This window comes from Amycolatopsis jiangsuensis, from assembly GCF_014204865.1.
GTDB lineage: Bacteria > Actinomycetota > Actinomycetes > Mycobacteriales > Pseudonocardiaceae > Amycolatopsis > Amycolatopsis jiangsuensis.
The window spans coordinates 5,930,032-5,955,644 of record NZ_JACHMG010000001.1 but is presented as its reverse complement, the minus strand read 5'-3'; the positions used below and the strand labels follow the sequence as shown (position 1 = coordinate 5,955,644).

Sequence of the window (25,613 nt, the reverse complement as noted above, 5' to 3'; positions counted from 1 at the left end):
GACGGCGGTCAGAGACCGCGCAGACCCAGCAGGACCCGTTCCATGAAATCGCGCGAGGATCGGTCTCCCAGGATGAGTTCGGTCTGGTGCAGCAGGACCAGGCCGATGTCCGCCATGTCGCCCACGAGTACCTTCACCACGCCGAGCGGCAGGTGCAGGTGGGCGGCGATCTCGGCGACCGACCGGGTGTCCAGGCACAGGTCGCAGATGCGCCGGTGCTCGATGGAGCGCACCCCGCGGTAGCGGCGGCCACTGTCGCTGGTCGAGACGAGTGCTTCGAGGGCCAGGTTGTGGTCCGAGCGGGTCCGGCCCCGCGTGCGGGCGTACGGGCGGACGCGCGACCTCGGTTTGGCCGGCGCCGGGTCATCCGGCTCCGGCCCGCCCCCGCTCTCCACGGCAGCGGACCAGAACTGGTCCAGATCGGACGCCGCCCGGTCCTCCGGCTCCTCCGCGAGCGCGTGCCGGCTGAGGCCGGACGGCGGCGGCTCCTCCGCGCGGTGGCGGCGGTACGCGGACTCCTCCGGGACCATCCGATCGTCCGCACCCGGCGACCCGGAGCTGTCGGCGTACTCGTCGAACGAGTAGGGGTCGGCTGCCGGCGGAGCGGGCACCGGCTCCTCTGCCAGCGGCGGGGCGGGCGCTGGTGGAGCGGGCACCGGCGGGGCGGGCGCCGGCTCCTCGGTCAGCGGTGGAACGGCCCGGCGCCGCCGCCTTGCCGGCGGTGGTTCGGGGGCCGCGTGGTGACCGCGGGACTCCGCGGGTTCCTCGCTGTGGCCGGATTCCCCGGTGTCCCAGCCGTCGTCGTAGTCCGGAGGCGGGGGTGGTGGCGGGGTGGGACGGGGCGGATGCGGGCGGCGATGCGGCAGCATCGTCTTCAGCGTGCTCAGCTCGTAGTGGCTGGGTGAGTCGAACGACTCACGGTCGGTGCCCCGGTGCAGTGCGTCCCAGGCACCCGTCTCCTGCTCGCCGAAACCCGAGATCCTCACCCACGCACCCCACCTTGCAGCTGGGCCCGCAGCTCGGGCGTGATCTGCTGGCCGACCCGCTCCACGAGCAGCGTCATCTCGTAGGCCACGGCCCCGATGTCGCACGAGGGCGCGGCCAGCACGGCCAGCGACGACCCGTCGGACACCGCCATCAGGAAGAGGTACCCGCCCTCCATCTCCACCACGGTCTGGTTGACCCCGCCCGCCTCGAAGCAGCGGGCGGCGCCCTGGGTGAGGCTCACCAGCCCGGACGCGACCGCGGAGAGCTGCTCGGCGCGGTCCTGCGGCAGGCCGTCGGACGGGGCCAGCAGCAGCCCGTCGGCGGACACCAGCACTGCGTGCGCGGCACCCGGGACCCGGCGCACGAAGTCCGAGACGAGCCAGCCGAACGTGCCCTGTTCCGCCGGCCGGCCGGAATCGGTCCCGGGATAGGTCACTGGCCCTCCAAGCTGTCGAACGCTGCCGCGCACCCGCCCGTCACCCGGGCGGTCCTGTCCGCCCGGCCGGCGTGCGGACGCCGTCCCAGCGTATTCACCTGCCCGGCCATGTCGAGCGTGCGCCCGGGCAGGGTACGCGTACTTCCGCGCCTACGTCGTGGGGACGCAGGCGCGACCACGCCATCGCGGGTCACTCGGTCGTGCCGCCGGAGGGCCCGCGCGGAGGGGTGTCCACGCAGGTCACCAGCGTTCCGGCAGCCCGATCGAGGTCCTGCCGGCTCCGGCCGGGGCGAGCGGGAGACAGTCTCCCGGCTCCGGCCGGAGGCACCACTCCCCGAAGCGGGTGAAGACCGCGGAGTTCACTCCAACGGCCGCATCCGGCTCCGGGTACCCGGGTTCAGCCTGCCCGCAGTGCCGTGTCGTGCGCGATCGCGTGCTGGACGACGGAGATCAGCACCTGCTTGGCCGAGTCCCGTTCCCGCGCGTCGCAGGCCATGATCGGCACCGACGGGGAGATCGTCAGCGCGTGCCGCACATCCTCGATCTGGTGGTGCAGCAGGCGGTCGAAACAGTTGATCGCCACCACGTAGGGCAGCTTCCGGTTCTCGAAGAAGTCGATGGACGGGAAGGCGTCGGCCAGCCGCCGGGTGTCCACCAGCACCACCGCGCCGATCGCCCCGACCGCGAGGTCGTCCCACATGAACCAGAACCGGTGCTGGCCCGGCGTGCCGAACACGTACAGCACCAGGTCCGAGTCGAGCGAGATCCGGCCGAAGTCCATGGCGACCGTGGTGGTCGTCTTGTCGGGCGTGGCCGTGACGTCGTCGTGCCCGACACTCGCCTCGGTCATCATGGCCTCGGTGGTCAGTGGATCGATCTCGGAGATCGCCCCGACCATAGTCGTCTTACCCGAACCGAACCCACCCGCGACGACGATCTTGGCCGACGAGGTCGGACCTGTGTGCGGTGTGTTCGCGTCGGAGTCAAATTCTCCGAAGCCCACTGAGCACCCTTTCCATGAACTCGATACTGGGGCGGTCGCCCGCGGTCGTGCTGCTGGAGGTGTGCACCAGCACCAGGCCGAGTCCCGCCACGTCACCAATCAGCACCCGCACCACGCCGAGCGGCAGCCGCAACAGCGCCGCGACCTCGGCCACCGACCGGGTGTCCAGGCACAGATCGCAGATCGACCGGTGCTCGGGTACCCGGACCCGGTCCAGCACCCGACCCTGGTCACTGGTCGAGACCAGTGCTTCGATCGCGAGGTCGTAGGTCGGCTTGGTCCGGCCGCGCGTGCGGAAGTAGGGCCGCACGAGCCCGGAGGTCTCCACCTCGGTCACCGGCGGCTCGCTCGCGGCCTGCGCGGGCAGTGCCGCGGCGAGGTCGTTCGACGAGGGGCCGGGCGAACCGTCGTGGGCCGCGCTGAACGCGGCGAACTCGGCCGAATCGTAGAGCGGCCCGCTGGCACCGCCGAACAACTCCGAACCGGGTCCGCCGAGCAACCGGTCGCGGTACCCGGGCACGGCGGTGATCCCCGGCTGCTGCCCGGCGTTGGAATCGGTCACCCAATTCGGCGGCTCGCGCTCCGGCTCCGGTTCGGCATCGGATTCGGCGCGGGCGTGCCGGGCCCGCCACTCGCGGTCGACCCGGTCGCGGAAGGACTTCCAGTCCTCCCGTTCCCGGTCCCGCTCACCCCACCCACCGGTGGAGTCGTCCCCGAGCCGGCCATCGCCCCGCAAGCGCCCGTCGTCCACGGCTCACTCCCTGGTTCCCGGCCCGCCTAGCGGCGGACCGCAGCGCCCTGCAGTTGCGCGCGCATCTCCGGGGTCAGCTGCTGCCCGACCCGTTCGACGAGCAACGTCATCTCGTACACCACCAGGCCGATGTCACTTTCCGGCGAACCCAGCACAGCCAGGCACGAACCGTCGGACACCGACATGAGAAAGAGGAAGCCGTTGGCCATCTCGACCACGGTCTGCGCGACCGGGCCGCCTTCGAACACCTTCGCCGCACCCCGCGCGAGGCTGGTGAGCCCGGAGGCCACCGCCGCGAGCTGGTCCGCGCGGTCCTTCGGCAACCCGCGCGAAGCCGCGAGAAGCAGACCGTCGGCCGAGACGACCACTGCGTGCGCCGCACCGGGAACCCGGTGCACGAAATCCGTGATCAGCCACGCGAAGCTACCCGCCGCGCCGCCGGCCGCCCTGCCGTTCGGCTGCGTCGAGCCGCCTCCCGGCTGCACTGCACCCGCCCGTGTCACTGTCGCTCCTCACTGCTGTCGCTCACGTACCCGGCCCCGGTGACTCGCACCTCGTCCTCGAGCCGGGCCTCCGCCGGCCGTTCCTTCAATGCGTGCCGTCCGGAGGTGTACCCACGCTGGAAGCTTGCCATCCGGCTGCGTGCCGCTGTCGCCGAGCGGGTGATAGCACCCGTTCCGGGCAGTCCGGCGGTCTCGTCGGTGAACGAGTTCTGCGGTTCGGCCTGCGCCTGGGAAGGGGTGATCGACCCGGGGACCAGGTACGCGTTCGGGATGCGCTTGGGCAGCCCGGCCGACGTCACTTCCTCGTTCTTCGACTCGAGCAGCGACTGGGCAGCCTGCCAGCCCTCGTCCGAGGCACTGTGCCAGCCTTCGTCGCCCGGGCCCTCCGGACCGGGGTAGAGCGGCGTCGCTTCGATCGGCTCCTCCTCGCGCGCGCCGGCCGGTTCGGCCGGCGCGACCGGTTCGCGCGGGGCGGCCGGTCCGGCGGGTTCCGCCGCTGCCGCCGTCTCGTCGCCGGTGGTGGGAACAGGACCGGGTTCGCCCTCGTCCCCGCCTTCCCCGGCTTCACTGCCCTCACTGAACCAGCGGGAGAGTACCGACTGGTAGATCGGGAGCCGCCGGGTCGGCACTTCGTCCTCGAGCGCGGACGCGCCGTCGTCGGCGGCCGGTTCGGGGGCCTTCGGCTCCTCCGGTGCCACGTACTTCGGTTCGCGCTTCGGCAGAACCAGCGGCGCGAACTGGGTTTCGGCCATGCTCGCCCCGTCGCCGTTGGAGTCCCGGGTGAGCGGGGCCAGGTCCTCGGCCGTCGGCCACGCCGGCGCCTCCGCGGCCGGGGTCTCCGGGCTCAGGAACGGTCCGGCCGCCCGGTTGCCCGCGACCAGGTCGTCGAGGCTGATCGGCTGGTCGAGCGGCACCAGGCCGCCGACCGACTGGGCAGGCACCGCGGGGGGCTCCGGCGCCGGTTCCGGTTCCCGGTTGACCGGCGGGAAGCTCGGGTGCGACACCTCGTTGCGGTTCGGCGGCGGCGGGGTGTGCCGCGGCGCCGACGGCACCGGGGCGGCGATCCGGAGTTCGGTGAGCAGTTCGGCGGGGACCACCACGCGGGCGATCACGCCGCCCTCGATGTCCTCGTTCTCCCGCAGCCGCACCTCGATACCGTGCCGCTGGGCCAGCCGGGCGACCACGTACAGACCCATCCGCCGGGTCACCGACACGTCCAGGTCCGGCGGATCGGCCAGCCGGGAGTTGATCTCGGCGAGCCGGTCCTCGCTCATGCCGACACCGTGGTCGGTGACCTGGACGGCGAGCGCCTTCTTGCGGGTCACCACGGCCCGTACGGTGATCTTCGTCTCCGGCTCGGAGAAGTAGGTCGCGTTGTCCAGCAGCTCAGCCAGCACGTGCACCAGGTCGTGGATCGCCAGGCCCTGCACCGCGACCTCGGGGACGGCGCCGACCTCGATCCGGGCGTACTGCTCGATTTCGGACACCGCGGCACCGATCACGTCGGCGGCGGGCACCGGCTTCGGCACCGACTTCGCGAGTCCGGCGCCGGACAGCACCAGCAGCGATTCACCGTTGCGCCGCAGCCGGGTGGCCAGGTGGTCCAGTTCGAACAGGCTCGCCAGGTGGTCCGGGTCCTGCTCGTCGGCCTCGAGCCGGTCGATCACGCCGAGCTGGCGTTCCACCAGCCGCTGCGAACGCCGGGAGAGGTTCACGAAGATGCCGTTGACGTTCTCGCGCAGCAGTGCCTGTTCCGCGGCCATCTTCACGGCCTGTTCGTGCACCACGTCGAACGAGCGCGCCACCTCGCCGATCTCGTCGCGGGAGGCGACCGGCACCGGGTCCACCGCCTTCTTCGAGGCGTTGACCGGATCCGGATCGTCCAGGATCGACTGCACGGTCTCGGGCAGCCGGGTGTAGGCCACGTCGAGCGCGGTGCGCCGCAGCACCCGCAGCGGGCGCAGCATCAACCGGGCGATCGCGAGCATCAGGATCAGGGCCGCGATCAGGGCGGCGAGCACGACCACGCCCCCGATCCAGGCGGAGCGCACCGCCGTGCCGGCGAGGCTGTCCGCCTGCGCGCGCAGCTGGGTCAGCAGGTTGCTCTCGACCGCGCGGAGCTTGTCCGAGGCGATCGTGGAGTCCTGGCTCAACCGCGTGGGGTCGATGTTGAGCGCCTGGTTCTGGGTCTGCTGGGCGACCGAGAACGCGGACGTCTCGATCCGGCGCCGGTCGTCGACCTCCGGACCGGAGTAGGTGTCGTTGTACAGCTGGACCTGGTCGTCGGTGGCGTTGGCGAGGAACACCGAGATCGAGGCGTCCCCGCTCGCCTCCGCGGCGCGGGTCTCGTCGAGCAGGCTGCCGGGGAAGCTGTTGCGGAACGCGGAGATCTGCAGTGCGCTGTCCCCGCGCAGGATGAATTCCTTGGCCTCGCTGATCGACTGCGTGCTCGTGCCGAGCCGGAGCAGGTCACGGTCACTGGTCGCGGTGGTCACCTCGCGGCCCAGCTGCACCAGCGAGTCGAGAATGGACGAATAGGTGTCCAGCGCGGCGAGGTCGGAATAAGAGGAGGAGCCGATCGCCGCGCGCAGCGGGCGCAGCGCGTCCAGCCGCTGCAGGCCGCGGGCGTAGCGGTCGCTGGTGGCCTGGTCGTCGGTGTGCAGGTTGACCGCCGCGTCCCGCAGGTCGTCCACCCCGCGGTCGACCTTGGCCACCTGCGCGTCGAGGCCGGCCTGGCGCAGTGGGTCACCGGAGGCGATCCGGGCCACCGCCAGCGCCCGCTCCCCTTCCAGGTCGTGCACCACGCCGGTCACCTTCTGCGCGAACGCGACCTGGTCGGCGGTCCGTCCCAGCTGCGCGGCCTCCCGTACGTCGTCGACCACGCGCAGCACACCGAGCACCAGCGCGGTGAGCGTCGGGATGATCAGGATGAGGGCGAGCTTCGACCGGAGCCGCCAGTTGCCCAGCGCGAAGAAGGAGCGTCGTCCGCTCGATCCGCTCTCTCGCGCAGGGGCCCCTCCCGCCCCCGCGGCGTCTTCGTTCGGCACCGCCGCACCACCATCGTCGTCCGGGCCCGAGGGACCCTGTGCTTCGAAACCTGCCGTGCCCGCGGTCACTCCCCGCACGCCTCCGGCAGCAGGCCCGGACCCGCCATGGTCCAGGCCACTGACCAGGTCATTACACCCTTACGGGTGAAAAGATCGACTTTCAGGTGCGGTTTCCCGTCACCCCGGGTGCGGAATCGGTTCAGCTCTGGCATGACGTTCGGTCCCCGCACGTGGTCGGTCGCTGGTCCATTCGGCCGAGGCCACCCTTGACCGGCTTCGCGCCGGCGTGCGCGGAGTACCTCTTCACAAGGCTGCCGCTCACTACATCGGTGGTCCACACCTCACTTGCAGGAGCAGAGGGTAGCGAACGCTTGGCGCATTTGTAACCCTCCAGATGTCGGCCCAGGTGTACCCGGGCAGCGGATCAAGGCATTCAGGCATCCACGGCTTGTCCGCACGACGCGCCACAGCAGCACAATCGCTCACCTGATCGAGTGACGCGAACCACCTCTGAACCGTTACTGACCACCCATTGTGAGTAACGAGGGTGGTTCTCTACAGTAGCCGCGTGACTCCGGACGATGAGCCACATACCTCCACCCACACATCTGGTACCCCAGGCGTGACCTCATCCGCATAGGAGCGACCTTGTTTGAAGCAGCCGCGAGCAACCAGCGTAGATACGGCAGGCGCGGTTTCCTGTCCCTCGCCATGGCGAGCGGCGTCGCGCTGACCGCGAGCGGCTGCGGCCTGCTCGGCGGTTCGGATGACTCGGGCAGCACGAGCGGCGGATCCGGCCTGGAGAAGGCGAAGATCAAGGTCTCCATCATGCCGACGATCGACGTGGCCCCGTTCCACCTCGCGGTGCAGAACGGCTACTTCCAGCAGGAAGGCCTCGACGTCGAGGCGGTCAACGCGGCCAGCGGCGCGGCCTCGCTTCAGAAGTTGCTCTCCGGTGAGGTCGACATCGCCTACGGCAGCTACACGCCGTTCTTCGTCGCCAAGAGCAAGAGCAACGCCGACATCAAGTTCGTCGCCGACGCCTCTTCGGCCGGGCCGAAGAGCACCGAGATCGTGGCGATGCCGAACAGCACGGTGAAGAACGTGCACGACCTGGCGGGCAAGAAGATCGCGATCACCGCGACCGACACCATCTGCGACACCCTGACCAAGTCCGTGATGCGCGACAACGGCGTGGACTTCACCGGCGTGAAGTGGGTGCCCATCGGCTTCCCGCAGATCGGCGCCGCGGTGAAGCGTGGCGACGTGGACGCGGGCTTCCTCACCGAGCCGTTCATCACGCAGTCGGCCAAGGACGACGGCACGGTGGAGATCATCGACACCGCGACCGGCGGCACGAAGGACTTCCCGACCGCGGGCTACGGGTCGCTCGGCAAGTTCACCTCCGGCAGCCCGAAGACCGTCGCCGCGTTCCAGCGTGCGATGGCGAAGGCCACCAAGGACGCCGCTGACCGCTCGAAGATCGAGCCGCTGCTGGTCAAGTTCTCGAAGGTCGACCAGGACATCGCCTCACTGACCAAGCTGCTCACCTTCCAGTCCACTTTGGACGCCCGGCGGATCCAGCGGGTTCCGGACCTGATGCAGCAGTTCGGCTCGATCCCGGCCAAGATCGACGTGGCCACGATGATCGTCCCGCAGGCGAACGCATCCTGACGTGCGTGTTGTCCGCAATCTGACCGGCCTGCTCGGTTTCCTGCTCATCTGGGAGGCGATCGTGCGGGCCGGCTGGGTCGATCAGACCGATCTGCCGCCGCCGACCGTGGTGTTCGCGCGGATCGGCCAGCTGCTCGGTGACGTCGAGTTCGTCCGCGACGTGGTGGCCTCGGCGCTGGCCTGGTTGATCGCGATGGCGATCTCGATCGCCATCGCGGTACCGGCCGGGCTGCTGCTGGGCAGCGTGCGCTGGCTGCGCGAGGCGACCAAGGCGATCGTCGAGTTCCTGCGGCCGATTCCTTCGGTGGCGCTGATCCCGCTCGTCCTGATCGTGATCGGCGGCGGCCCCGAGGCGAAGATCTTCCTCGCGGTGTACGCCTCGGTGTGGCCGATCCTGTTCAACACCATCTACGCGATGGCCGAGGTCGACCCGCTGCTCGTCGAGACCGCCCGCAGCTACGGCACCCCGCGATCGCGGATCCTCAGTTCGGTGGTTCTGCCGCACTCGGCGCCGTTCGTGTTCACCGGCATCCGGATGGCCGCGGCGATCTCGTTGATCCTGGTGATCAGCACCGAGTTCCTGGCAGGCGCGAAACTCGGCATCGGGCAGTTCGTGCTGGAGGCCAGCTCCGTCAGCGGACGGATGGACCTGGTACTGGCGGGCACCGTCGTCGCGGGACTGCTGGGCTTCATCGTCAACGAGGGGCTGGAACGGCTGGGCCGCAGGCTGTTCCGCTGGAACGAGGCCGACGAAGGAGCCACCGCGTGAGTGTGCTGGAAAGGCCCGTCCCGGCACGCTTGCGCGGCCGGGTGAGCCGCGGGATCAGCGGGTTCGCCCGCAAATGGCTGTTGTTCGTGGTGCTCGTGCTGCTGTGGGAGCTCGCGACCCGGCTGAGTGAGAGCGTGTTCTTCCCGCCGCCGAGCAAGATCGCGACGGCCGCGGTGAAGCTGTGGTTCTCCGGCCCCGGTTCGCAGCTGTTCCTCGGTGACGCGGTGTTCGAGCACGTCCTGCCCAGCCTCGCCAGGGTGCTCGGCGGGTGGCTGCTCTCGGTGGTGGTGGGTATCGCGCTCGGCACTGCACTCGGCCGCTCGCGTACCGGGATGGACTACGTGGGCCCGCTGTTCGCGTTCTTCCGCGCCATTCCACCGCCCGCGCTGGTACCGGTGTTCATCGTGTTGTTCCACATCGGACCGGGCATGCAGATCGCCACGATCATCTTCGGTTCACTGTGGCCGGTGCTGCTGAACACAGTGGACGGTGTGCGCTCGGTGGACAAGGTGAAGGTGGAGACCGCGCGTGCGTTCCGCACTCCGCGTCGCTACTGGATCGGGATGGTGGTGCTGCCCGCGGCACTGCCGAAGATCTTCGCCGGGCTGCGGTTGTCGCTGTCCATCGCGCTGATCCTGATGGCGATCTCCGAGCTGGTCGGTGCGCTCAACGGCATCGGCTACGCACTGTCAGCCGCCCAGCGGGCCTTCGACTACGACCAGATGTGGGCGTGGGTCGTGCTGCTGGGCATCCTCGGATACGGGTTCAACGCCGCCCTCCTCGCCGTCGAGCGGCGAGTGCTCGGGTGGCAGCCCGGCCGGAACTAGCACCTCTTCGGAAGGTTTTCTGATGTCGACCATGCTCGAGGTCTCCGGGGTTGGCCACCGCTACGGCACCGGCGACACCGCGCACGTGGCGGTGGACGAGCTGTCGTTCACCGTGGAAGCCGGGCAACTCGCCTGCATCGTCGGGCCGTCCGGCTGCGGCAAATCGACGCTGCTGCGCGCGATCGCCGGGCTGCTCCCACCGACCGCGGGCACGGTGAGCCTGCACGGTGACCGGGTGACCGGCGTGCCGGACGACCTCGCGGTGGTGTTCCAGGACTACAGCCGTTCGCTGTTCCCGTGGCTGACTGTGGGCAAGAACGTCGAGTTCCCGTTGCGCTGGAGCAAACTCGACAAGGCGACCCGGCGCGACAGGGCCCGCGAAGCGCTGTCGGCGGTCGGGCTGGCCGGCGTCGAGGGGAAGTTCCCGTGGCAGCTCTCCGGCGGTATGCAGCAGCGGGTGTCCATCGCCCGCGCACTGGCGAGTCGTCCCGCGCTCCTGCTGATGGACGAACCGTTCGCCTCGGTGGACGCCCAGACCCGGTTCGATCTGGAGGACCTGCTCCGCCGCGTGCAGACCGAACAGGGCACCACGGTGCTGCTCGTCACGCACGACATCGACGAGAGCGTCTACCTGGGCGACCGGGTGCTGGTGCTGTCGAAGTCGCCGGCGCACATCGTCGCGGACCTGCCGGTGGACCTGCCCGCCCAGCGTGACCAGATCACCACCCGCGAGTCCCCGCAGTTCGTGTCCCTGCGCGGCGAGGTGGCGCGGCTGCTGCACGGGCCCGCCGTGACCGCGGCGGCGGACGCGGCCGAATGGGAAGCCGCGGAGAAGGCCGCTTCGTCCACTGTGGAGAACGCGAAACGCTGATCAGGCCCCGGGAAACCACACCGACACGTCGGCGAGCGCATCGAGCGTACCGGCGTCGAGGTGCCCGGTGATCGTCTCGACCTCGGCGATCACCAGGGTCCGGCGGTCGATGCGGGAGCGGTAGTGGTGCCCGGAGAACGACAGTCCGGCCAGACCGAGTGCGGCTGAACCCAACGGCTTGACGTCGCCGCTGCCCTGGATCTTTTCGACCTTCTCGCAGCCGGTGGCGTCGCTCTTCTTGGGGAATCGCACTCGCACCAGTGAAATCGCCGCGGCGTCGCCGTGGCCGTCGCCCACTGCGTAGAGGCCTCGGTCCAGCGAGGTGCACCGGTGCCGGGCGAGGTACTCCCGTACCCGGTCGGTCGAGGCCGCAAGGCATTGCGCCTCGTGTTTCACGGCTTGGTCGAGCTGCTTGAGCTTGAACCGTCCGAACGTTTCGCTCTTCCGCCCGCGCTGCGCCGACTTGCGGCCTTCGGAAGTGCGGGTTTTCAGGCTTCGCCCTGGCAGCGAATCCGCGACTTCGCCGGAGAGGTTGCCGGGCAACGCTTCCGCCGCGGACCCGGCTTCCATCCCCGCCCCGCCCAGCCCGGCCACGCCGGATCCGACCGCCGTGCCGCTGCCGACGACGGTCACCAAGGCGACCGCGCCTACGAAGAGCTTTGCCCCGCCGCCCTTCTTGGGCGTGATCGGATAACGCGTGCCGTCCGGTCTCGTACGGATTTCCTGCTTCGCCATTGGTCCCTCCCCGGACACCGTGGTCGAAGCGGTCACCGTAGTCCGGGAAGGCGGCGGTGATCACGTTTCACCGCCGGAATCACCCGTTCGCCAGATGCTCAGTACAAGGTCTGCGGGTTCGGATCCACCTTCACGTGCACCAGGCTCGGGCCCTCCTCGGCCAGCGCGGCGGCCAGCGCCGGACGCAGTTCCGCGGCCTCCTTGACCGTCCTCGCCGAGCAGCCCATGCTCTGCGCCAGCGTCGTGAAGTCGATCCCGCCGAGGGCGGTGCCCGGAACCTTCCGGCCGCCGGCTGTCTCGCCGAGGATGCGGACCGCGGCGTACTGCTCGTTGTCCAGCACCACGAAGGTCACCGGCACGTGCTGCTGCGCGGCCGTCCAGAGCGCCTGCACGCAGTACATGCTGGAACCATCGCCGAGCACGGCGACCACCTTGCGGTCGGGCCGGCCGAGCGCCGCGCCGACCGCCGCGGGCAGGCCGTAACCGAGGGTTCCGCTGGCGACAGTGAGGAAGCCGGTGTCGGTGGCGGTGATCGGCAGCTGCTCGTGCAGCACGTTCCGGTGACTCGGCGTCTCCTCGACCACGATCCCGTTCTCCGGCAACAGTTCCGCGACCACAGAGTAGGCGAACGCCGGGGAGATCGGCGTGGTTTCGGCGGGTGCATCCGCTGGCGCGGGCCTGCCGGTCGCGGTCCGCTCGCCGACCGCGACCCGCTCGGTCAGCGCCCGGACGGCGTGCCCCGGCGTCGACCGGATCCCGGTGCCCTCGCCCGCCCGCGCCAGCACCTGCTCGTCGTCGCTCACCAGGTACAGCGGCGGGAGCGCGCGGTCCGGCTCACCTCGGTAGACGTGGTAGGTGAACGCCGGCGCGCCGAGCACCACCACGAGGTCGTGGTCCCGCAGTGCTTCCGCGACGGCGATCCGTTCCGGCTGCAGGAAACCGAGGAACAGCTCGTGGTCCTCCGGGAACGAGCACCGCGCGGACATCGGCGCCGCCCACACTCCGGCGCCGAGTTTCTCCGCCAGGGCAACGACATCGGGCACCGCGCCGTCCTGGTCGACGCTCGCGCCGACCACCAGCGCGGGCCGCCGCGCCTCGTCCAGCGCGGTCACCAGTTCGGCCAGCGCGTCCGGGTCGGGCGCGAAACCGGGCACCCGGTGCCCGGCCGGCAGCGGCATCGTCGCCTCGGCGTCCCAGTCGTCGACCGGCACCGAGACGAACACCGGGCCCTGCGGCGCCTGCGTGGCCACGTGGTGGGCGTGCGCGATGGCGGCGGGCACGTCCTGCGCCCTTGCCGGTTCGACGCTCCACTTCACGTACGGCTTGGGGAAGTTCGCCGCTTCCACCGCGCCGAGGAAGGGCTCGTCGGGCAACAGGGACCGGGTCTGCTGACCGGCCAGCACGATGAGCGGGGTCCGGTTGCGGTAGGCGGTGAACACGTGCCCGAGCGAATGCCCGACCCCACCCGCGGAGTGCAGGTTCACCAGCACCGGCCGGCGGGTCGCCTGCGCGTAGCCGTCGGCCATCGCGACGACGGCCGACTCCTGCAGCCCGAGCACGTAGTGGAAATCGTCGGGCCACTCGGTGAGGAACGCGATCTCGGTGGTGCCCGGGTTACCGAACACCGTGGTGAGACCGAGGTTCCGCAACAGCTCGCGAGTGGCGTCCCGGACAGTGCGAGTACCCATTGGCAGTCAGGGAGCCCGACGGGCCGGCTCCCCACCCCCTTTCCTCGGTACGTGCGGTCACCCCGCATCCGACTTGAGCACACCACCCTCGGCGGCGGCCACCGTCCGATGCTATGCCCCGCCCGGTGGTCCACGTTCACCCGCTCGGGAGTCTGGCGTCCTCACTTGCCGACACGAACGGTGACGTTCACCCCGCGCGTCGCGGTAAATGCACGTGCATGCGCATCTGCGCATTCGGCAAATGGAGGAATTTCTGCAATTTTCCATGTGCACAACAGCTCTGCATGTTACGTTCAGGAGTCCGGGAATTCGAACCGCCAGGGGAGGGCGCGTGCAACCGGACCCGAAGAACTCCCGCGCAATCCACTCGTCGTACTCGTCGGCTGCGGAGCTGTTCGATCCGGCGCACGCCCGACCGGCTGCCGGTTACCTCGTCGAACCGGACGAACTGAAGCGACACATCACGTCGCTCGAAGCTCTGCTCGATCGGGCCAAAGACGCACATTACCTGCTGACGAGTGCATACGAGAATAACACCCGCACCTCGGCTGACGAACCCGCGGCGACCCACGCGCTTTCGGCCGCCCGATCGCTGGGCAGGGCGTCCCAAGCGTCATTGGCCGCGATCGCATACCTCGGTTCACTCACCGACTCACTCCGGCGTGCGGCCGGTGAATACCAGAACACCGAGGAAGCGACCGGAAAGCTCTTCGAGAAATGAGGTTCCGGAGATCCGCAGCAGTGGCGTTCTGGAGTGCGCTGACTGTTTTCGGCACCGCCGCGTGCGGAAATCAGGCAATCGACGGGGTGGCGAAATCCGCGAACTCGAACAACGCCCCGCAGATCGCCGTGCCTCATCCACTCGACGTCACCCGCTACGCCGCCGCCCCCTGCAGTGCGATGGACGCGGCGCACCTCAGGAAGTTCAACGGACGAGCACCGGGCAGACCGGCCCGATCGTTCACCGGCGATCCGGCGTGCAGCTGGGATTTCGGCGGCCCACACGTCGTCGGCGGAGTCATCGTGGCACACGCCGACGACGGACTTCGGCTGCTCTACCGGCTCCAGCTGGTGGGTGAATACCTTGAAGGCTATTTCTCCCCGACCGAGGTCGCCGATTATCCCGCCGTCTTCCACAGCCGGGACGACGGTCGTCCAGACGGCGCCTGCACGCTCGGCGTGGGGGTGAACGCCCAGTGGTACCTCGTGCTCACCGTCATCGGCCGGCCCGGTGACGACTCGTGCACCGCGGTGCGGAACCTCGCGGGGGCCGTCCTCGACCGGATCGAGCAGGGAGGCTGAACCGTGGCGATGACCGGTCAGGAGATCTACCAGAACTTCGCCGAGGCGAACGGGACCGCCGCGCTCGTCGCGGTCGCCGATCTGCTCGGGCGGGTGCGCGGGCAGTACCAGCAGCTCGCCGGGGACCTGCGCGCGGCCGCGGCTCGGCTGGACGAGTCCTGGCAAGGCGGCGGCGCCGACGCCGCGCAGCGCGGGGCCGGCCCGCTGCCGCCCGCGTACCTGCAGGCGATGGACGGGCTGCAGCGGATGGAACAGCTGCTGCACGAGCACGCCGAGAACTTCCACCGGGCCCGCAACCAGGTCCAGCCCGTTCCCGAGCTGCCAGGATTCGCCGACGCGGTGCTCGGCGGTCCCGTCTCCGGCGTGAGCTACCTCGACCGGGTCGTCAAGGCACAGGAGACCGCGGCGAACAACGTCGCGGCGATGCGGACCTGGACGGAGCAGGCCACGCGCGGCGCCGCCGCCATGCCGGACGGCTACGGCACCACCACGACCGGTGAGACGTCCGTCCAGCAGAAACCGGCCCTGCCGCGGCAAGGCGCGCGCCATCCGGCAACACCACGGCCCGCCCCGGCCCACGACGACGTCTCACCGATCGATCACCGTGGCGGCACCCGGTCGCCGGACAACGCGGCCCCGGCCACCCACGGCCGAGACGAGACCACCTCGCGAACGGCGGGGACCAGCCTGATCCCAGATCCCGCGCAGGTCACCGAGACGGCAAGCACACCCGAGGGCGAGGTCCGCACACCCGACCGTCTCGCTCCGCCGGGCCCGGACAGCCCGCGTCGGGGCCCCGGGATCGACATGGGTCTTGACGCACCCCGGGCCCGCACCGCCGGCCACAGCCCCGTTCGCACCGCCGGGCAACGCCTCCCGTACCCCGCCACCCGGCAGTACCTCCCGAAACCCGCCACCCGGCAACGCCTCCCGTACCCCGCCACCCGGCAGCACCTCCCGAAACCCACCATCCGGCAACGCTTTCCGCACCGCGCCGCCCGAACCACCCGGCAACACGCCCCGCCACACCACCCCGCCCGGCGGCGAACCGCGCGGCGGCGGGGGTACGCGAGCCGCCGGCCAGTCCGGGCCGGCGACCCGTCCGGCAGCCACGGACAAGTCCTCCGCGCTGGCCGGCACTCCGCCGCCGTCACGAGGCAGGTCCGAGGAGAACGAGCACCGGCGTCGCTATCCCGTACGGGGCGAGGATCCGTTCGGGGCGAAGGAGGTGTCGTCCGAGAGCGGGGTGAAACCGGTGCCACCCGTCATCGGCGAGTGATGGTGTGGTTCGCCCGGCCCGCGGTCTTCCGGGACACCGAGCTGGCCGATCTGGTCACCACCCTCACCGGCGGCGAACTGCATCCGGTGCTGGCTCCGCAGCCGGTCTGGCGGGACTCGCAGGAGTCCCGGCACGCCGAGCTGGCGGTCCGGGAGCTGGTGCTCCGGCACGGCATACCTCCGTTCGACGCCGACGAACCCGAGCTGGCCGACCTGACCGCGCTGCTGACCCGGCCGCCGGAAGCCCGGTTCGGCTGGTTCGCGGACACGGTCCGCGACGTGCGGCTGGGCGTGCTCGTCTCCGGCAACCGGTGGTTCCGCGTCATCGCCGTACGCGACGAGGACGAGATCTTCGTCCGCACCTTCCGCGAGACCAATCTCGCGCGAGTGCTGGCCGACGTCCTGCCAGCCGGCGCCGAAGCGATCGGCGAGCCGCGACCGTTCAGGCCCGGCCTCTTCGACGCTCCGCCGGTCATGGTGGCCGAACTGTACGTCGAGTCCCGCGCGCCGGACGGCCACCACCTGTGCAGCGCACCGCTGCGCGTCTGCGACACCCCGGAGGGACGTTGGCTCCTGACCGGGTCCGGAGCCGAAGCCACCCTCGCACCGGCGGATCGCACGGATGTCGCAGCCGCGTTGGAAGCGGCCCGGGACCGGCTCGGATGACTCCCGCGTGCGTGTCCGCGCTGGGCAGGCACGCACGCGGGAGCGAGCGGGTCAGCTGCCGAGCAGACCGGAGAGCCCGGCGCCCTTGAACGAACCCCAGCCGGTGACCTGGTCGTAGCCGGTTCCGGCGCTGAAGCCGGTCGTGCCGTTGAAGTCGTTGTTGCCCTCGGTCACGTCGTTGAAGCCGCTGCCGTACTGCGCGCCGTTGCCGATGTCGTAGAACTTCGGGTTCAGGTTGCCCAGCGGGCCCCCGCTGACCTCGTTCTGCAGCACGGTGAAGCCCGCCCACAGCGGAGCCGCACCCGAGGTGCCCCACACGTTGCCGGTCTGGCCACCGGAAACGATGGTGTAGGCCGAGCCCTGCGCGGCGTCCGCCGAAACGTCCGGAACCTCGCGCTTGGTCGTGCTCTGCTTGCCCTGCCAGGACGGCGCGTCGAAGATCGTGGACGTGCCACCACCGCCGGCGCCACCGGAGGCGCCGTCGTTCCACGCGACCTCACCGTCGTAGCCGTTCGACGAGTCCACCGACAGCTGCGTGCCGCCGACGCCCGAGACATTCGGGCTGGACGCGGGGAAGTCGACCGCCTTGTCCTTCGAGCCGTTCTGGCGAGCGCAGTCGGTGGTGCCGTCGTCGCCCGCGGCGGCGAAGTAGCTGATGCCCTCCGCGGTGCCGGTGGCGATCGCCTTGTCCACGCTGTTGGCCGCCGAAGCACCCTCCGCCGCTTCGCAAGCACCCCACGAGATGGAGACCACCGAGACCTTCTTGTCCGACGCGATCTGCTGGTACATCGCCAGCTCGCCGGCGCTGGAGTTCTCCGCCTCGTACACGTAGGAGTCCGCCGCGGCGGCCACCGCGTGCACGACCTCGACGTCCAGGTCGACCTCGGTCTCCCCCTGACCCGGGCTGTCGTCGTAGCTCGTGCCGTTGACCGGTACGGTGGTCACCGAGCCGCCCTTGAGGCCGTACTTCGAGTCGTAGGCCGTGATGTCCGACTTGTCGTACCCGTCGAACTCGACGAAACCCACGCTCACCCCGGCACCGGTGGCCGAGAGATCGCCGGTGCCGTACGCCTTCTTGAGGATGTCCGGGGTCACCGCTTTGGCCGCGTGCGGGGCCTGTTCGGTTGTGGAGTGCTGCTGGACCGCGTGGTTGTCGAGCCCGACCACGGAGTCGACCACCGACGCCACCGACTTCGGCAGCGCCGGAGCGGAGTCGTTGGCGAAGAAGGTGCGGCCGGTGACCGTGTCGAGGTAATTCCCGATCCCGGTGTGGAACGCGGATTCCAGCTGGGCCGCGGTACCGGAGAAGGTGACCGCCTGACGGTTACCGGAAACCGTGATCCCGGTGGCGCCATTGTCTTTCAGGAATTCGACCGCCTGATCCGCCTCGGCCTGGGTTGGGCCGAATGCAGTAGTGAACTGCTGCGGGGTGAGGAAGTGGTGGTAGTTCGGCGAGGCCGGATTCTGCACGTCCGCGAGGAACTGCCGCAGCGCTTGCTGGTTGTGCAGCTTCAACGACAACGCGGCGGTGATCTGCCTGGCACCGTCGACATCGCCACTGCGTGCACTGGCGACGAGCGGCGCGTCATTGCCGGACAAGGAAATCAGCGGATCGGCGTTGGCCACACCGGTCAGCGAAAGGCACAGCAACGCCGGCAGCGGGACGGCCGCGGCGACGAGCTTGCGCATGCGCATGGCGATTCCTTCCATGGGGGACCGGGTCGAAACACTCCCGGCGGACCCGGAGCTCGACCCTGTTTCGCCGAGCATAAGAAACCGTCCGGACCGGAGGAACCTACTTTTGGCTGACCTTCGGAGTGGTTGGTTTTTGTTTCACCACGGCAATTTCCGGCCGTTTTAGGCGAGGTCGTCCCGATTCGCCCGGCTACCCCGGTGGGCCGGAACGGAAATATGCGGACAATCCGGTCCTCCGGGAGAAAAACCCGTTCCCGGATCCCGGGAATTCGGGGTGACGCGGGGTTTCAGCCCTTGACCAGCTCGGCCCACTCCCGCACCGCGGCCGCGTCGACCGGCGCTTCCCAGCCGTCCGGACGCACCGCGCCCCCCACGTGGAACCCGCGCACCCCACCGGCGCGCAGCAAGTGGACCTGTTGCGCACGCAGCCCGCCACCGACCAGCAGCTCCGGTCCGGCTGCGCGCCTGGCGAGCTGCTGCAACACCGGCAGACCGCTGCCGACGCCGTTCGGATGCCCCGCGGCGAGCACCGTGTCGCAGCCCAGTTCGGCCAGCACGCCGCACGCGGCGAGTGGGTCCAGGGCTCGGTCGATGGCGCGATGGAACGTCCACGGCTGCCCGTCGATCTCCTTCAGCAGCACGCGACAGGCGTCCACGTCGACCTCGGAATCCTCGGTCAGGAAGCCGAACACGAACTCACGGGCGCCGGCGTCGAGCAGCCCGGCCACGATGGCCCGCAGCGCGTCGATGTCCCCGGCAGCGAACGAGTTCTCCGCGCGGAGCATCACGCGGACCGGCAGGTCGGTGGCCGCGAGCACAGCGCGCACCGTCTCCACGGACGGGGTGAGGCCGTCGGAAGCCATGTCCGCGACCAGTTCGAGCCGGTCCGCGCCGCCCTCCTGCGCGCGCTCCGCGTCCTCGGCGCTCAGCGCGATCACTTCCAGCAGGGCGGTCGTCGAGCTCATCGGTCTTCCGTTCAATCCGAGTGCGGGGTGTCGTCCCCCCGGGAGTGCCGGCCGCGCCGGAACCCGCCTTGCAGGCTCGTCATCCGCTCGCGCACCGCTTCGGGGGAAAGCGAGAGTATCGGCCGCTGCTCGGGCACCTGCCCGGGGTCCACCACCTCGGCGACGCGCAGGAACGGCCAGGTGTCCTCGGCGCCGTCCTCCTGCTCCAGCTCATCCGGCGTCGGCCACAGCGGCAGCGACGCCGGCGCCGGCCCGTCGGCCGGCCCGTCCGGATCCACAGTGGGGAACGCCACGTCAGCCGGTTCGGGCGCCACCGGCGGCCACGGCGGCGGTTCGTTCTCCGGCACCACCCCCGGATCGCGGAACGCCTCGAACACCGGCTCTGACAACGTTTCTGACGGCGGCCCCGACTCACGCAGCGGTTCCGGCACGGACTCGGGCTCCGGCGGCAACGGTCCCGGCGGCAGCGGCTCCTGCGGCACCATTTCCGGCGGCAACTCCGCCGCAGGCTCCGGCGGCAACTCCGGCGGCACCGCCACCGCGGGTACCCACTGCGGCTCCGGCAACGACTTCGGCTCCTGCTGTTCGGCCAGCAGTTCCGGCGCCACCACGCGCGGTTCCGGCGGCGCGGGCGGCTCCCCCTCCGGCGCGGCGGAGTCGAACCAGCGCGACAGCACGTCGCGGTAGGCGGGCATCCGGTCGGTCGGCGCGTCGAGGTCCAGGTGAGACCGCTCCTCCTGCGCCGGTGGCCACTGCGGGACGTTCTCGACGACCGGTGCCCGCCGCGGCGGGCCTTGCTCCAGCACCGGGGTGAGCAGGGCGCCGGGCTCTTCCGGCTCGACCGGGATGAGCGGGGCGAGCAGCTCCGGCTCCGGCGCGGGTTCCGGTTCGGCCGGCTGCGGCAGTGGGGGTGCTTCGACGATCAGCGCGGCAGGCACGAGCACGGCCGCGGTCAGCCCGGCACCCCCACCCGGGCGCAGCGAAACCCGGATGTCGTGCCGGAGCGCCAGAGTCGCCACCACGTACAGGCCCATCCGCCGGGACACCTCGACGTCGACCTCCGGCGGATCGCCCAGCCGCTGGTTGGTGCGGTCGATCTCCGCCTGCGGCATGCCCGCACCACGGTCGGTGATCTCGATCCGCCACGCGCGCTCGGCGGTCCACTCGCTCTCGACGGTGACCGGGGTCGCCTCGCCGGAGTAACGGGTGGCGTTCTCCAGCAGTTCGGACACCACGTGCACGAGGTCGTTGACCACCTCGCCACGTACCGCCAGCGCGGGCGCCGGGCCCAGTTCGATCCGCTGGTAATCCTCCACTTCGGACAGTGCCGCGCCGATGATCTCGTCCGCGACGACCGGTCCGGAGTCCTCACGCACGAGGTCGGTACCGGAAAGCACGAGCAGGTTCTCGCTGTTGCGCCGCATCCGGGTGGCAAGGTGGTCCAGCTCGAACAGGCCGGCGAGCGTGTCCGGATCCTGCTCACCGGCTTCCATCCGGTCGAGCACCGACAGCTGCCGTTCGACGAGATCCTGGCTGCGCTGCGAGAGGTTCACGAACATCGCGTTGACGTTCTCGCGCAGCATCGCCTGTTCCGCGGCCAGCCGCACCGCCTCACCGTGCACCGCGTCGAACGCGCGCGCGACCTGGCCGACTTCTTCGCGCGTGAAGACCGGCACCGGCGCGACCGCGGCACGGTGGCGCAGGTTCTCCGGTCCGGGGTCGGGCTCGGTGAGCAGCCGCTGCACGGCTTCCGGCAGCCGATGGTCGGCCACGTCGAGCGCGGTGCGCCGCAGCACGCGCAGCGGCCGCAGCAGCGAACGCGCGATGATCACCGACAGCACCCCGGCGACCAGCAGCACGGCCAGCACGACGCCGCCGTCCCAGATCGTCGACGTGCGGGCGCGGGCGGCGAGCGTGTCGGTCTCCTGCTGCAGCTGGACGAGCAGCGCCTGCTGCACCTGGTGGGCCAGGTTGACCGTGTAGGTCGACGCGGTGTCCCAGCGGTCCGGGTCGAGCCCGGACAGCGACTCGTCGTTCTCCGCCTGGACCAGCGCCGATTCGACCATGTCGTTGCCGATGTCCACGACGAGCCCGATCACCGTGTCGTCGTACATCCGCTGCTGGTCGGGGGTGGCGAAGGTGCGGTAGTCGTTGCGGGCGGCGGCCAGCTCCGCCTCGGCGCCGAGCAGCGAACGGGTGCGGTCCCGGCTGAGCGTGCCCTGGGCCAGTGCCTCGGACATGACCGCCCGCTTGACCGACATCTGGTCCTTGATCCGGGCCAGCGCGTTGCCGGCCAGGCGCAGCCGCGCCAGCCCCCCGTTCGAGACGTCCGCCGCCGCAGTGTCACTGATGTCGAGCAGACCGGAGATCAGCTCGCTGTAGGAGCGGAGCACGGCGTCGGCCGGGAAGGCGGAATGCTCGGCGGAGTAACGCAGGCCGCCGAGCACGCCGAGCCGGTCGTCGCTCTGCTGCAGACTGCCCGCGGCGGTGGTGTCGAGCCGGGGCGCACTGTCGGAGAAGGTCTTCTGGAACGTGCCGATCGCCTGGTCCACCCGGGTGCGCTGGGCTTTGAGACCGGTCGTCGGGCCCTTCCGGCCGCCGGCCACGAACCGCACCGTGACGTCGCGTTCCCGCTGCAGCTGGTGCACCATTTCGGCCACCGTCGCGTCGACCCGGCTGCGCGAGGCGAACTCGGCGAGCTGCTGCGCGTCCCCCAGATCGCTGGTGATCCGCAGGCCGACCAGCACGACCACGGCGAGCGCGGGGATCAGCAGGACGGCGAAGAGCTTGGTGCGCAGGTGCCAGTTGCGCAGCCGCCACCGGCCGCCGACCCGCCGCACAGCGGGCTCCGTCGCGTCGCCCGATCGGGGACGCTCGTCGCGACGGATCACCTGTGCTTCCTTTTCACCGTGAGACCCCTACCCACGGACGTCATCGAGGGTGTCCGACCGCGACCCTACTGACGAGTAGGCCAGATGAGTGGAACGGAAAACCACCCTGGCGAGGGTACGGCCCTGCCCTGGATCGTATGGGTAGCGGCCCATACGATCCAGCACAAGGCGAAGATTCTCCCGGTAGGTGAGAGCACATGAAGGTGATCGGTCCGGCGTTCGCGCTGGTCGCGCTGCTCTTCGCGAGCACGGGCTGCGGGCTGTTCCAGTCTGCTGACAGTCCGCAACCACCTCCGCCCGAACGGACTACCTTGCGCGTCGGGGTAGCCACTCCGATAGACACCGCGCCGTTACGGATCGCAGCCGCCTCCGGGAAGTTCCGGGAGGCCGGCCTGAACGTCGAACTGGTCGACCTCGGCACCGACGACGGCGTGGCCAAGCTGACCTCGGGCAGGGTCGACGTCACGTTCGCCAGCGACGTCTCACTGTTCCGCGCTGCCGCGGCGGGCACCGCACTCCAGCTGCAGGGCGAGGCCTACACCTCGGGCGACAACACGATCGCCCTCGTCACGCTCCCCGGCTCGGACTACCGCGAGCCCACCTCGAAGAAGTCCCCGAAGATCGCGGTCGACCGCACGGACGACGTCGGCGCGCTGACCGCCCGCTCGGTGCTCGCCACCGCGGGCGTCGACCCGGCCAAGGTCCGCCTGCAGGCGAGCCCGTTCTCGCAGATGCCGGAGGTCCTGCAGTCCGGCGGAGCGGACGCGGCGGTGATGGTGGAACCCTTCATCACCCAGGCGGAGAAGGAGCTGGGCGCGCAGATCCTTGCCGACGGATCGAGCGGGGCGACGCTCGATTTCCCGGCCTCCGGCTACGCGGCGACCGGCGCCTTCGCGGCGGCGAACCCGCGTACGCTCGCCGCTTTCCGCCGCGTGCTCACCCAGGCCCAGCTCGCCGCGGCGGACCCGGCCACGGTCCGCGACGCACTGCCGTCGTTCTCCGACATCGACGCGACCACTGCGGCATTGATCTCTCTCGGCAGCTACCCGACCACGCTGTCGGCGACGCGGCTGCAACGCGTGGCCGACCTGATGCACAGCTCCGGGCAGATCCCGAACCGGCTCGACGTACAGGCCATGTTGCCCGTGGAAAACCAGCCGTAACTAGATGTTCTCGCCTGTCGGCTGAAGGCACACCGTACGGACGGGCGGCCCCGCGTACACGAGCACTGCGTCCTCTTCGCCGCAGCTTCTGCTCGACCGTTTGCCGTTGTGGACCACGGCGCGGGCTTCCGCGGACGGATCGCTGCACGCCACCTTGCTGATGGACGACTCGTCGTCGACGTCACGCAGGCACTCGCCGTTCGACACGTTCAGGGCCAGACACAACGTCCGCTGCGGCGTACGCGACGTACGCGAGGTGCCGTAGATCTCGAAGCGCACGTAGTCCTCGCCGTGACAGGAGGAGCGGCCGCGTATCACGTCGTCGACCCGGTACGTGGCACGGCTGTCCGAGCAGGCGGCGTCGTGGTAGCTCTGCGTGTCGAGGCCCGCCTGGCTGAGGTAGAGGCAACTGCCGGCGGACGGCGGACCGGCCGAGCGCGCGATGGCACCGACACCGAACGCAGCCAGCACGCCGAGCCCGAGCGCCAGCACGATGGCGCCCGCGATGAGCCCCTTCACCTTGCCCGAGAGCCTTCGCCGCGGCCCCGGCGACGAGAAGTGCCCCGGCGGCTGGAACGGGTTCGGAGCCGGCGGCGCGCCGAACGGTGGTGTGGTCACGGGGTCCCTCCTGCACAGGCCTCCGGGTCATCTTGGCATCCCCGCGACCCGGCGCGGGAGGGAACGTATAAAGGAGAGGTGACCGATGGCCCCTTGATCGTGCAGTCCGACAAGACCGTGCTGCTCGAAGTCGACCACCCGAAGGCAGGCGACGCGCGGATCGCGATCGCCCCGTTCGCCGAGCTCGAACGGGCGCCCGAGCACGTGCACACCTACCGGATCACGCCGCTGGCGCTGTGGAACGCACGGGCAGCCGGGCACGACGCCGAGCAGGTCGTGGACGCGCTCACGACGTATTCGCGGTTCCCGGTGCCGCAGCCGCTGCTGATCGACGTGGTCGACGTGATGGGCCGGTTCGGCCGGCTGCAGATCGCCCACCACCCGGCACACGGCCTGGTCCTGTCCACCACCGACCGCGCAGTGCTGGAAGAGGTGTCGCGGAACAAGAAGATCAGCCCGATGCTGGGCGCGCGGATCGATCCGGACACCGTGGTCGTGCACCCGTCCGAACGCGGCCGGCTCAAGCAGGCGCTGCTGAAGGTCGGCTGGCCGGCCGAGGACCTCGCCGGCTACGTGGACGGCGAGGCGCATCCGATCGCGCTGGAGGAGAGCGACTGGCAGCTGCGGGACTACCAGCGCGGGGCGGCCGAGGCGTTCTGGGCCGGCGGCTCCGGTGTCGTCGTGCTGCCCTGCGGCGCGGGCAAGACGCTGGTGGGCGCGGCCGCGATGGCGCAGGCCCAGGCGACCACGCTGATCCTGGTGACCAACACCGTCGCCGGGCGCCAGTGGAAGCGCGAGCTGATCGCGCGCACGTCGCTGACCGAGGAGGAGATCGGCGAGTACTCCGGGGAGAAGAAGGAGATCCGGCCGGTCACGATCGCGACCTACCAGGTCATCACGCGCAGGCAGAAGGGTGAGTACAAGCACCTGGAGCTGTTCGACACCCGCGACTGGGGCCTGGTCGTGTACGACGAGGTGCACCTGCTGCCGGCTCCGGTGTTCCGGATGACGGCCGACCTGCAGTCCCGCCGCCGCCTGGGGCTCACCGCGACGCTGGTGCGCGAGGACGGACGCGAGGGCGACGTGTTCTCCCTGATCGGGCCGAAGCGTTACGACGTGCCGTGGCGCGACATCGAGGCACAGGGCTGGATCGCCCCCGCGGAATGCACCGAGGTCCGGGTGACCCTCACCGAGGCCGAGCGCCTGTCGTACGCGACCGCGGACTCGGACGAGCGCTACAAGCTGGCCGCCACCGCGATGACCAAGATCCCGGTGATCAAGTCCATTGTGGACCGGCATCCCGGCGAGCCGACCCTGGTCATCGGCGCGTACCTGGACCAGCTGGAGATGCTGGGCGCGGAACTGGAGGCCCCGGTGATCCAGGGCGCGACCCGGAACAAGGAGCGCGAGGAACTGTTCGACCGCTTCCGCCGCGGCGAACTGCGCACCCTGGTGGTGTCCAAGGTGGCGAACTTCTCGATCGACCTGCCGGAAGCCTCGGTGGCGATCCAGGTGTCGGGCACGTTCGGCTCCCGCCAGGAGGAAGCACAACGCCTCGGCCGCCTGCTGCGCCCGAAGGGAGACGGCCGACAGGCCCACTTCTACTCGATCGTCTCCCGCGACACCGTGGACACCGAATACGCCGCCCACCGCCAGCGTTTCCTGGCCGAGCAGGGCTACGCCTACCACATCGTGGACGCAGAGGACCTCCGCCGACCACTCTGAACCGCGCCGGTCCGCGCCG

21 protein-coding genes are annotated in these 25,613 nt (G+C 70.4%); 9 read left to right on the top strand and 12 right to left on the bottom strand.

The annotated features are described in order from the left end of the window. Nucleotides 1-8 precede the first annotated feature (8 nt). The 6 genes from BJY18_RS27000 to BJY18_RS26975 all read right to left on the bottom strand — a co-directional run bounded on the left by BJY18_RS27000 (nt 9) and on the right by BJY18_RS26975 (nt 6,727). Nucleotides 9-986, bottom strand: a complete 978-nt coding sequence (locus tag BJY18_RS27000) for a DUF742 domain-containing protein (protein WP_184782739.1) — start codon at nt 984-986, stop codon at nt 9-11. After that, nucleotides 983-1,423, bottom strand: coding sequence for a roadblock/LC7 domain-containing protein (locus tag BJY18_RS26995; RefSeq protein WP_184782738.1), 441 nt, complete (start codon nt 1,421-1,423; stop codon nt 983-985). Before BJY18_RS26995 ends, BJY18_RS27000 begins: the two co-directional genes overlap by 4 nt. A 397-nt stretch (nt 1,424-1,820) precedes the next feature. Beyond that, nucleotides 1,821-2,426: a GTP-binding protein gene (locus BJY18_RS26990; RefSeq protein ID WP_184782737.1), complete on the bottom strand. Its 606-nt coding sequence runs from the start codon at nt 2,424-2,426 to the stop codon at nt 1,821-1,823. Next, complete coding sequence (locus tag BJY18_RS26985; protein ID WP_184782736.1) at nt 2,407-3,177, bottom strand: DUF742 domain-containing protein; 771 nt, start codon at nt 3,175-3,177, stop codon at nt 2,407-2,409. Before BJY18_RS26985 ends, BJY18_RS26990 begins: the two co-directional genes overlap by 20 nt. 26 nt (nt 3,178-3,203) lie before the next feature. Continuing rightward, complete coding sequence (locus BJY18_RS26980) at nt 3,204-3,680, bottom strand: roadblock/LC7 domain-containing protein (RefSeq protein WP_376774731.1); 477 nt, start codon at nt 3,678-3,680, stop codon at nt 3,204-3,206. Then, nucleotides 3,677-6,727, bottom strand: a complete 3,051-nt coding sequence (locus tag BJY18_RS26975; protein WP_184782735.1) for a sensor histidine kinase — start codon at nt 6,725-6,727, stop codon at nt 3,677-3,679. The genes BJY18_RS26980 and BJY18_RS26975 overlap by 4 nt, the downstream gene beginning before the upstream one ends. Before the next feature lie 711 nt (nt 6,728-7,438). Between BJY18_RS26975 and BJY18_RS26970 the strand changes: the two genes are divergently transcribed. From BJY18_RS26970 to BJY18_RS26955, 4 genes are read left to right on the top strand one after another with little or no spacing between them, the layout of a single operon-like run. Next, complete coding sequence (locus BJY18_RS26970) at nt 7,439-8,401, top strand: ABC transporter substrate-binding protein (protein ID WP_184784863.1); 963 nt, start codon at nt 7,439-7,441, stop codon at nt 8,399-8,401. A 1-nt stretch (nt 8,402) separates the two neighbouring features. Then, the gene (locus BJY18_RS26965) at nt 8,403-9,170 is read left to right on the top strand and encodes an ABC transporter permease (protein ID WP_184782734.1); all 768 of its coding nucleotides are present in this window, start codon (nt 8,403-8,405) and stop codon (nt 9,168-9,170) included. A 2-nt stretch (nt 9,171-9,172) separates the two neighbouring features. Then, on the top strand, nt 9,173-9,997 hold the full coding sequence (locus BJY18_RS26960) for an ABC transporter permease (RefSeq protein ID WP_376774770.1): 825 nt from the start codon (nt 9,173-9,175) through the stop codon (nt 9,995-9,997). A gap of 22 nt (nt 9,998-10,019) precedes the next feature. Beyond that, nucleotides 10,020-10,868, top strand: a complete 849-nt coding sequence (locus tag BJY18_RS26955; protein WP_184782732.1) for an ABC transporter ATP-binding protein — start codon at nt 10,020-10,022, stop codon at nt 10,866-10,868. Here the strand turns inward: BJY18_RS26955 and BJY18_RS26950 are convergent, their stop codons facing one another. Both BJY18_RS26950 and mdlC read right to left on the bottom strand, forming a co-directional pair. Next, the gene (locus tag BJY18_RS26950) at nt 10,869-11,603 is read right to left on the bottom strand and encodes a hypothetical protein (RefSeq protein ID WP_184782731.1); all 735 of its coding nucleotides are present in this window, start codon (nt 11,601-11,603) and stop codon (nt 10,869-10,871) included. Between the two features lie 98 nt (nt 11,604-11,701). After that, entirely contained in the window at nt 11,702-13,291 is a 1,590-nt protein-coding gene (mdlC, locus tag BJY18_RS26945) for a benzoylformate decarboxylase (protein WP_184782730.1), read from the bottom strand. A 331-nt stretch (nt 13,292-13,622) separates the two neighbouring features. Here mdlC and BJY18_RS26940 point away from each other — a divergent pair, with 331 nt between their 5' ends. The 3 genes from BJY18_RS26940 to BJY18_RS26930 are packed head-to-tail and all read left to right on the top strand — an operon-like array spanning nt 13,623 to nt 16,537. Next, nucleotides 13,623-14,012: a hypothetical protein gene (locus BJY18_RS26940; protein WP_184782729.1), complete on the top strand. Its 390-nt coding sequence runs from the start codon at nt 13,623-13,625 to the stop codon at nt 14,010-14,012. Between the two features lie 20 nt (nt 14,013-14,032). Beyond that, nucleotides 14,033-14,593 (top strand): DUF3558 family protein, encoded by a 561-nt coding sequence (locus BJY18_RS26935; RefSeq protein WP_184782728.1) that lies wholly within the window; start codon nt 14,033-14,035, stop codon nt 14,591-14,593. 9 nt (nt 14,594-14,602) lie between these two features. Then, nucleotides 14,603-16,537: an ESX secretion-associated protein EspG gene (locus tag BJY18_RS26930; protein ID WP_246460332.1), complete on the top strand. Its 1,935-nt coding sequence runs from the start codon at nt 14,603-14,605 to the stop codon at nt 16,535-16,537. A gap of 51 nt (nt 16,538-16,588) precedes the next feature. On the opposite strand, the gene BJY18_RS26925 is transcribed toward BJY18_RS26930, so the two are convergent. From BJY18_RS26925 to BJY18_RS26915, 3 genes are all read right to left on the bottom strand, one after another. After that, complete coding sequence (locus BJY18_RS26925; RefSeq protein WP_184782726.1) at nt 16,589-18,232, bottom strand: S53 family peptidase; 1,644 nt, start codon at nt 18,230-18,232, stop codon at nt 16,589-16,591. 287 nt (nt 18,233-18,519) lie between these two features. After that, complete coding sequence (locus BJY18_RS26920; protein WP_184782725.1) at nt 18,520-19,197, bottom strand: copper homeostasis protein CutC; 678 nt, start codon at nt 19,195-19,197, stop codon at nt 18,520-18,522. Between the two features lie 11 nt (nt 19,198-19,208). Then, nucleotides 19,209-22,088, bottom strand: coding sequence for a sensor histidine kinase (locus BJY18_RS26915; protein WP_184782724.1), 2,880 nt, complete (start codon nt 22,086-22,088; stop codon nt 19,209-19,211). A gap of 197 nt (nt 22,089-22,285) precedes the next feature. Here BJY18_RS26915 and BJY18_RS26910 point away from each other — a divergent pair, with 197 nt between their 5' ends. Further along, a complete protein-coding gene (locus BJY18_RS26910; protein ID WP_184782723.1) occupies nt 22,286-23,251 on the top strand; it encodes an ABC transporter substrate-binding protein in 966 nt (321 codons plus the stop codon). Here the strand turns inward: BJY18_RS26910 and BJY18_RS26905 are convergent, their stop codons facing one another. Then, nucleotides 23,252-23,869: an LppU/SCO3897 family protein gene (locus BJY18_RS26905; protein ID WP_184782722.1), complete on the bottom strand. Its 618-nt coding sequence runs from the start codon at nt 23,867-23,869 to the stop codon at nt 23,252-23,254. Between the two features lie 78 nt (nt 23,870-23,947). Here BJY18_RS26905 and BJY18_RS26900 point away from each other — a divergent pair, with 78 nt between their 5' ends. Then, entirely contained in the window at nt 23,948-25,594 is a 1,647-nt protein-coding gene (locus BJY18_RS26900) for a DNA repair helicase XPB (protein ID WP_184782721.1), read from the top strand. Nucleotides 25,595-25,613 lie beyond the last annotated feature (19 nt).

Coding starts and splice junctions, on each gene's coding strand:
- BJY18_RS26970 (WP_184784863.1), top strand. CDS start 7,439: ATGGCGAGCGGCGTCGCGCTGACCGCGAGCGGCTGCGGCCTGCTCGGC.
- BJY18_RS26955 (WP_184782732.1), top strand. CDS start 10,020: ATGTCGACCATGCTCGAGGTCTCCGGGGTTGGCCACCGCTACGGCACC.
- BJY18_RS26950 (WP_184782731.1), bottom strand. CDS start 11,603: ATGGCGAAGCAGGAAATCCGTACGAGACCGGACGGCACGCGTTATCCG.
- mdlC (WP_184782730.1), bottom strand. CDS start 13,291: ATGGGTACTCGCACTGTCCGGGACGCCACTCGCGAGCTGTTGCGGAAC.
- BJY18_RS26930 (WP_246460332.1), top strand. CDS start 14,603: ATGACCGGTCAGGAGATCTACCAGAACTTCGCCGAGGCGAACGGGACC.
- BJY18_RS26925 (WP_184782726.1), bottom strand. CDS start 18,232: ATGCGCATGCGCAAGCTCGTCGCCGCGGCCGTCCCGCTGCCGGCGTTG.
- BJY18_RS26920 (WP_184782725.1), bottom strand. CDS start 19,197: ATGAGCTCGACGACCGCCCTGCTGGAAGTGATCGCGCTGAGCGCCGAG.
- BJY18_RS26910 (WP_184782723.1), top strand. CDS start 22,286: ATGAAGGTGATCGGTCCGGCGTTCGCGCTGGTCGCGCTGCTCTTCGCG.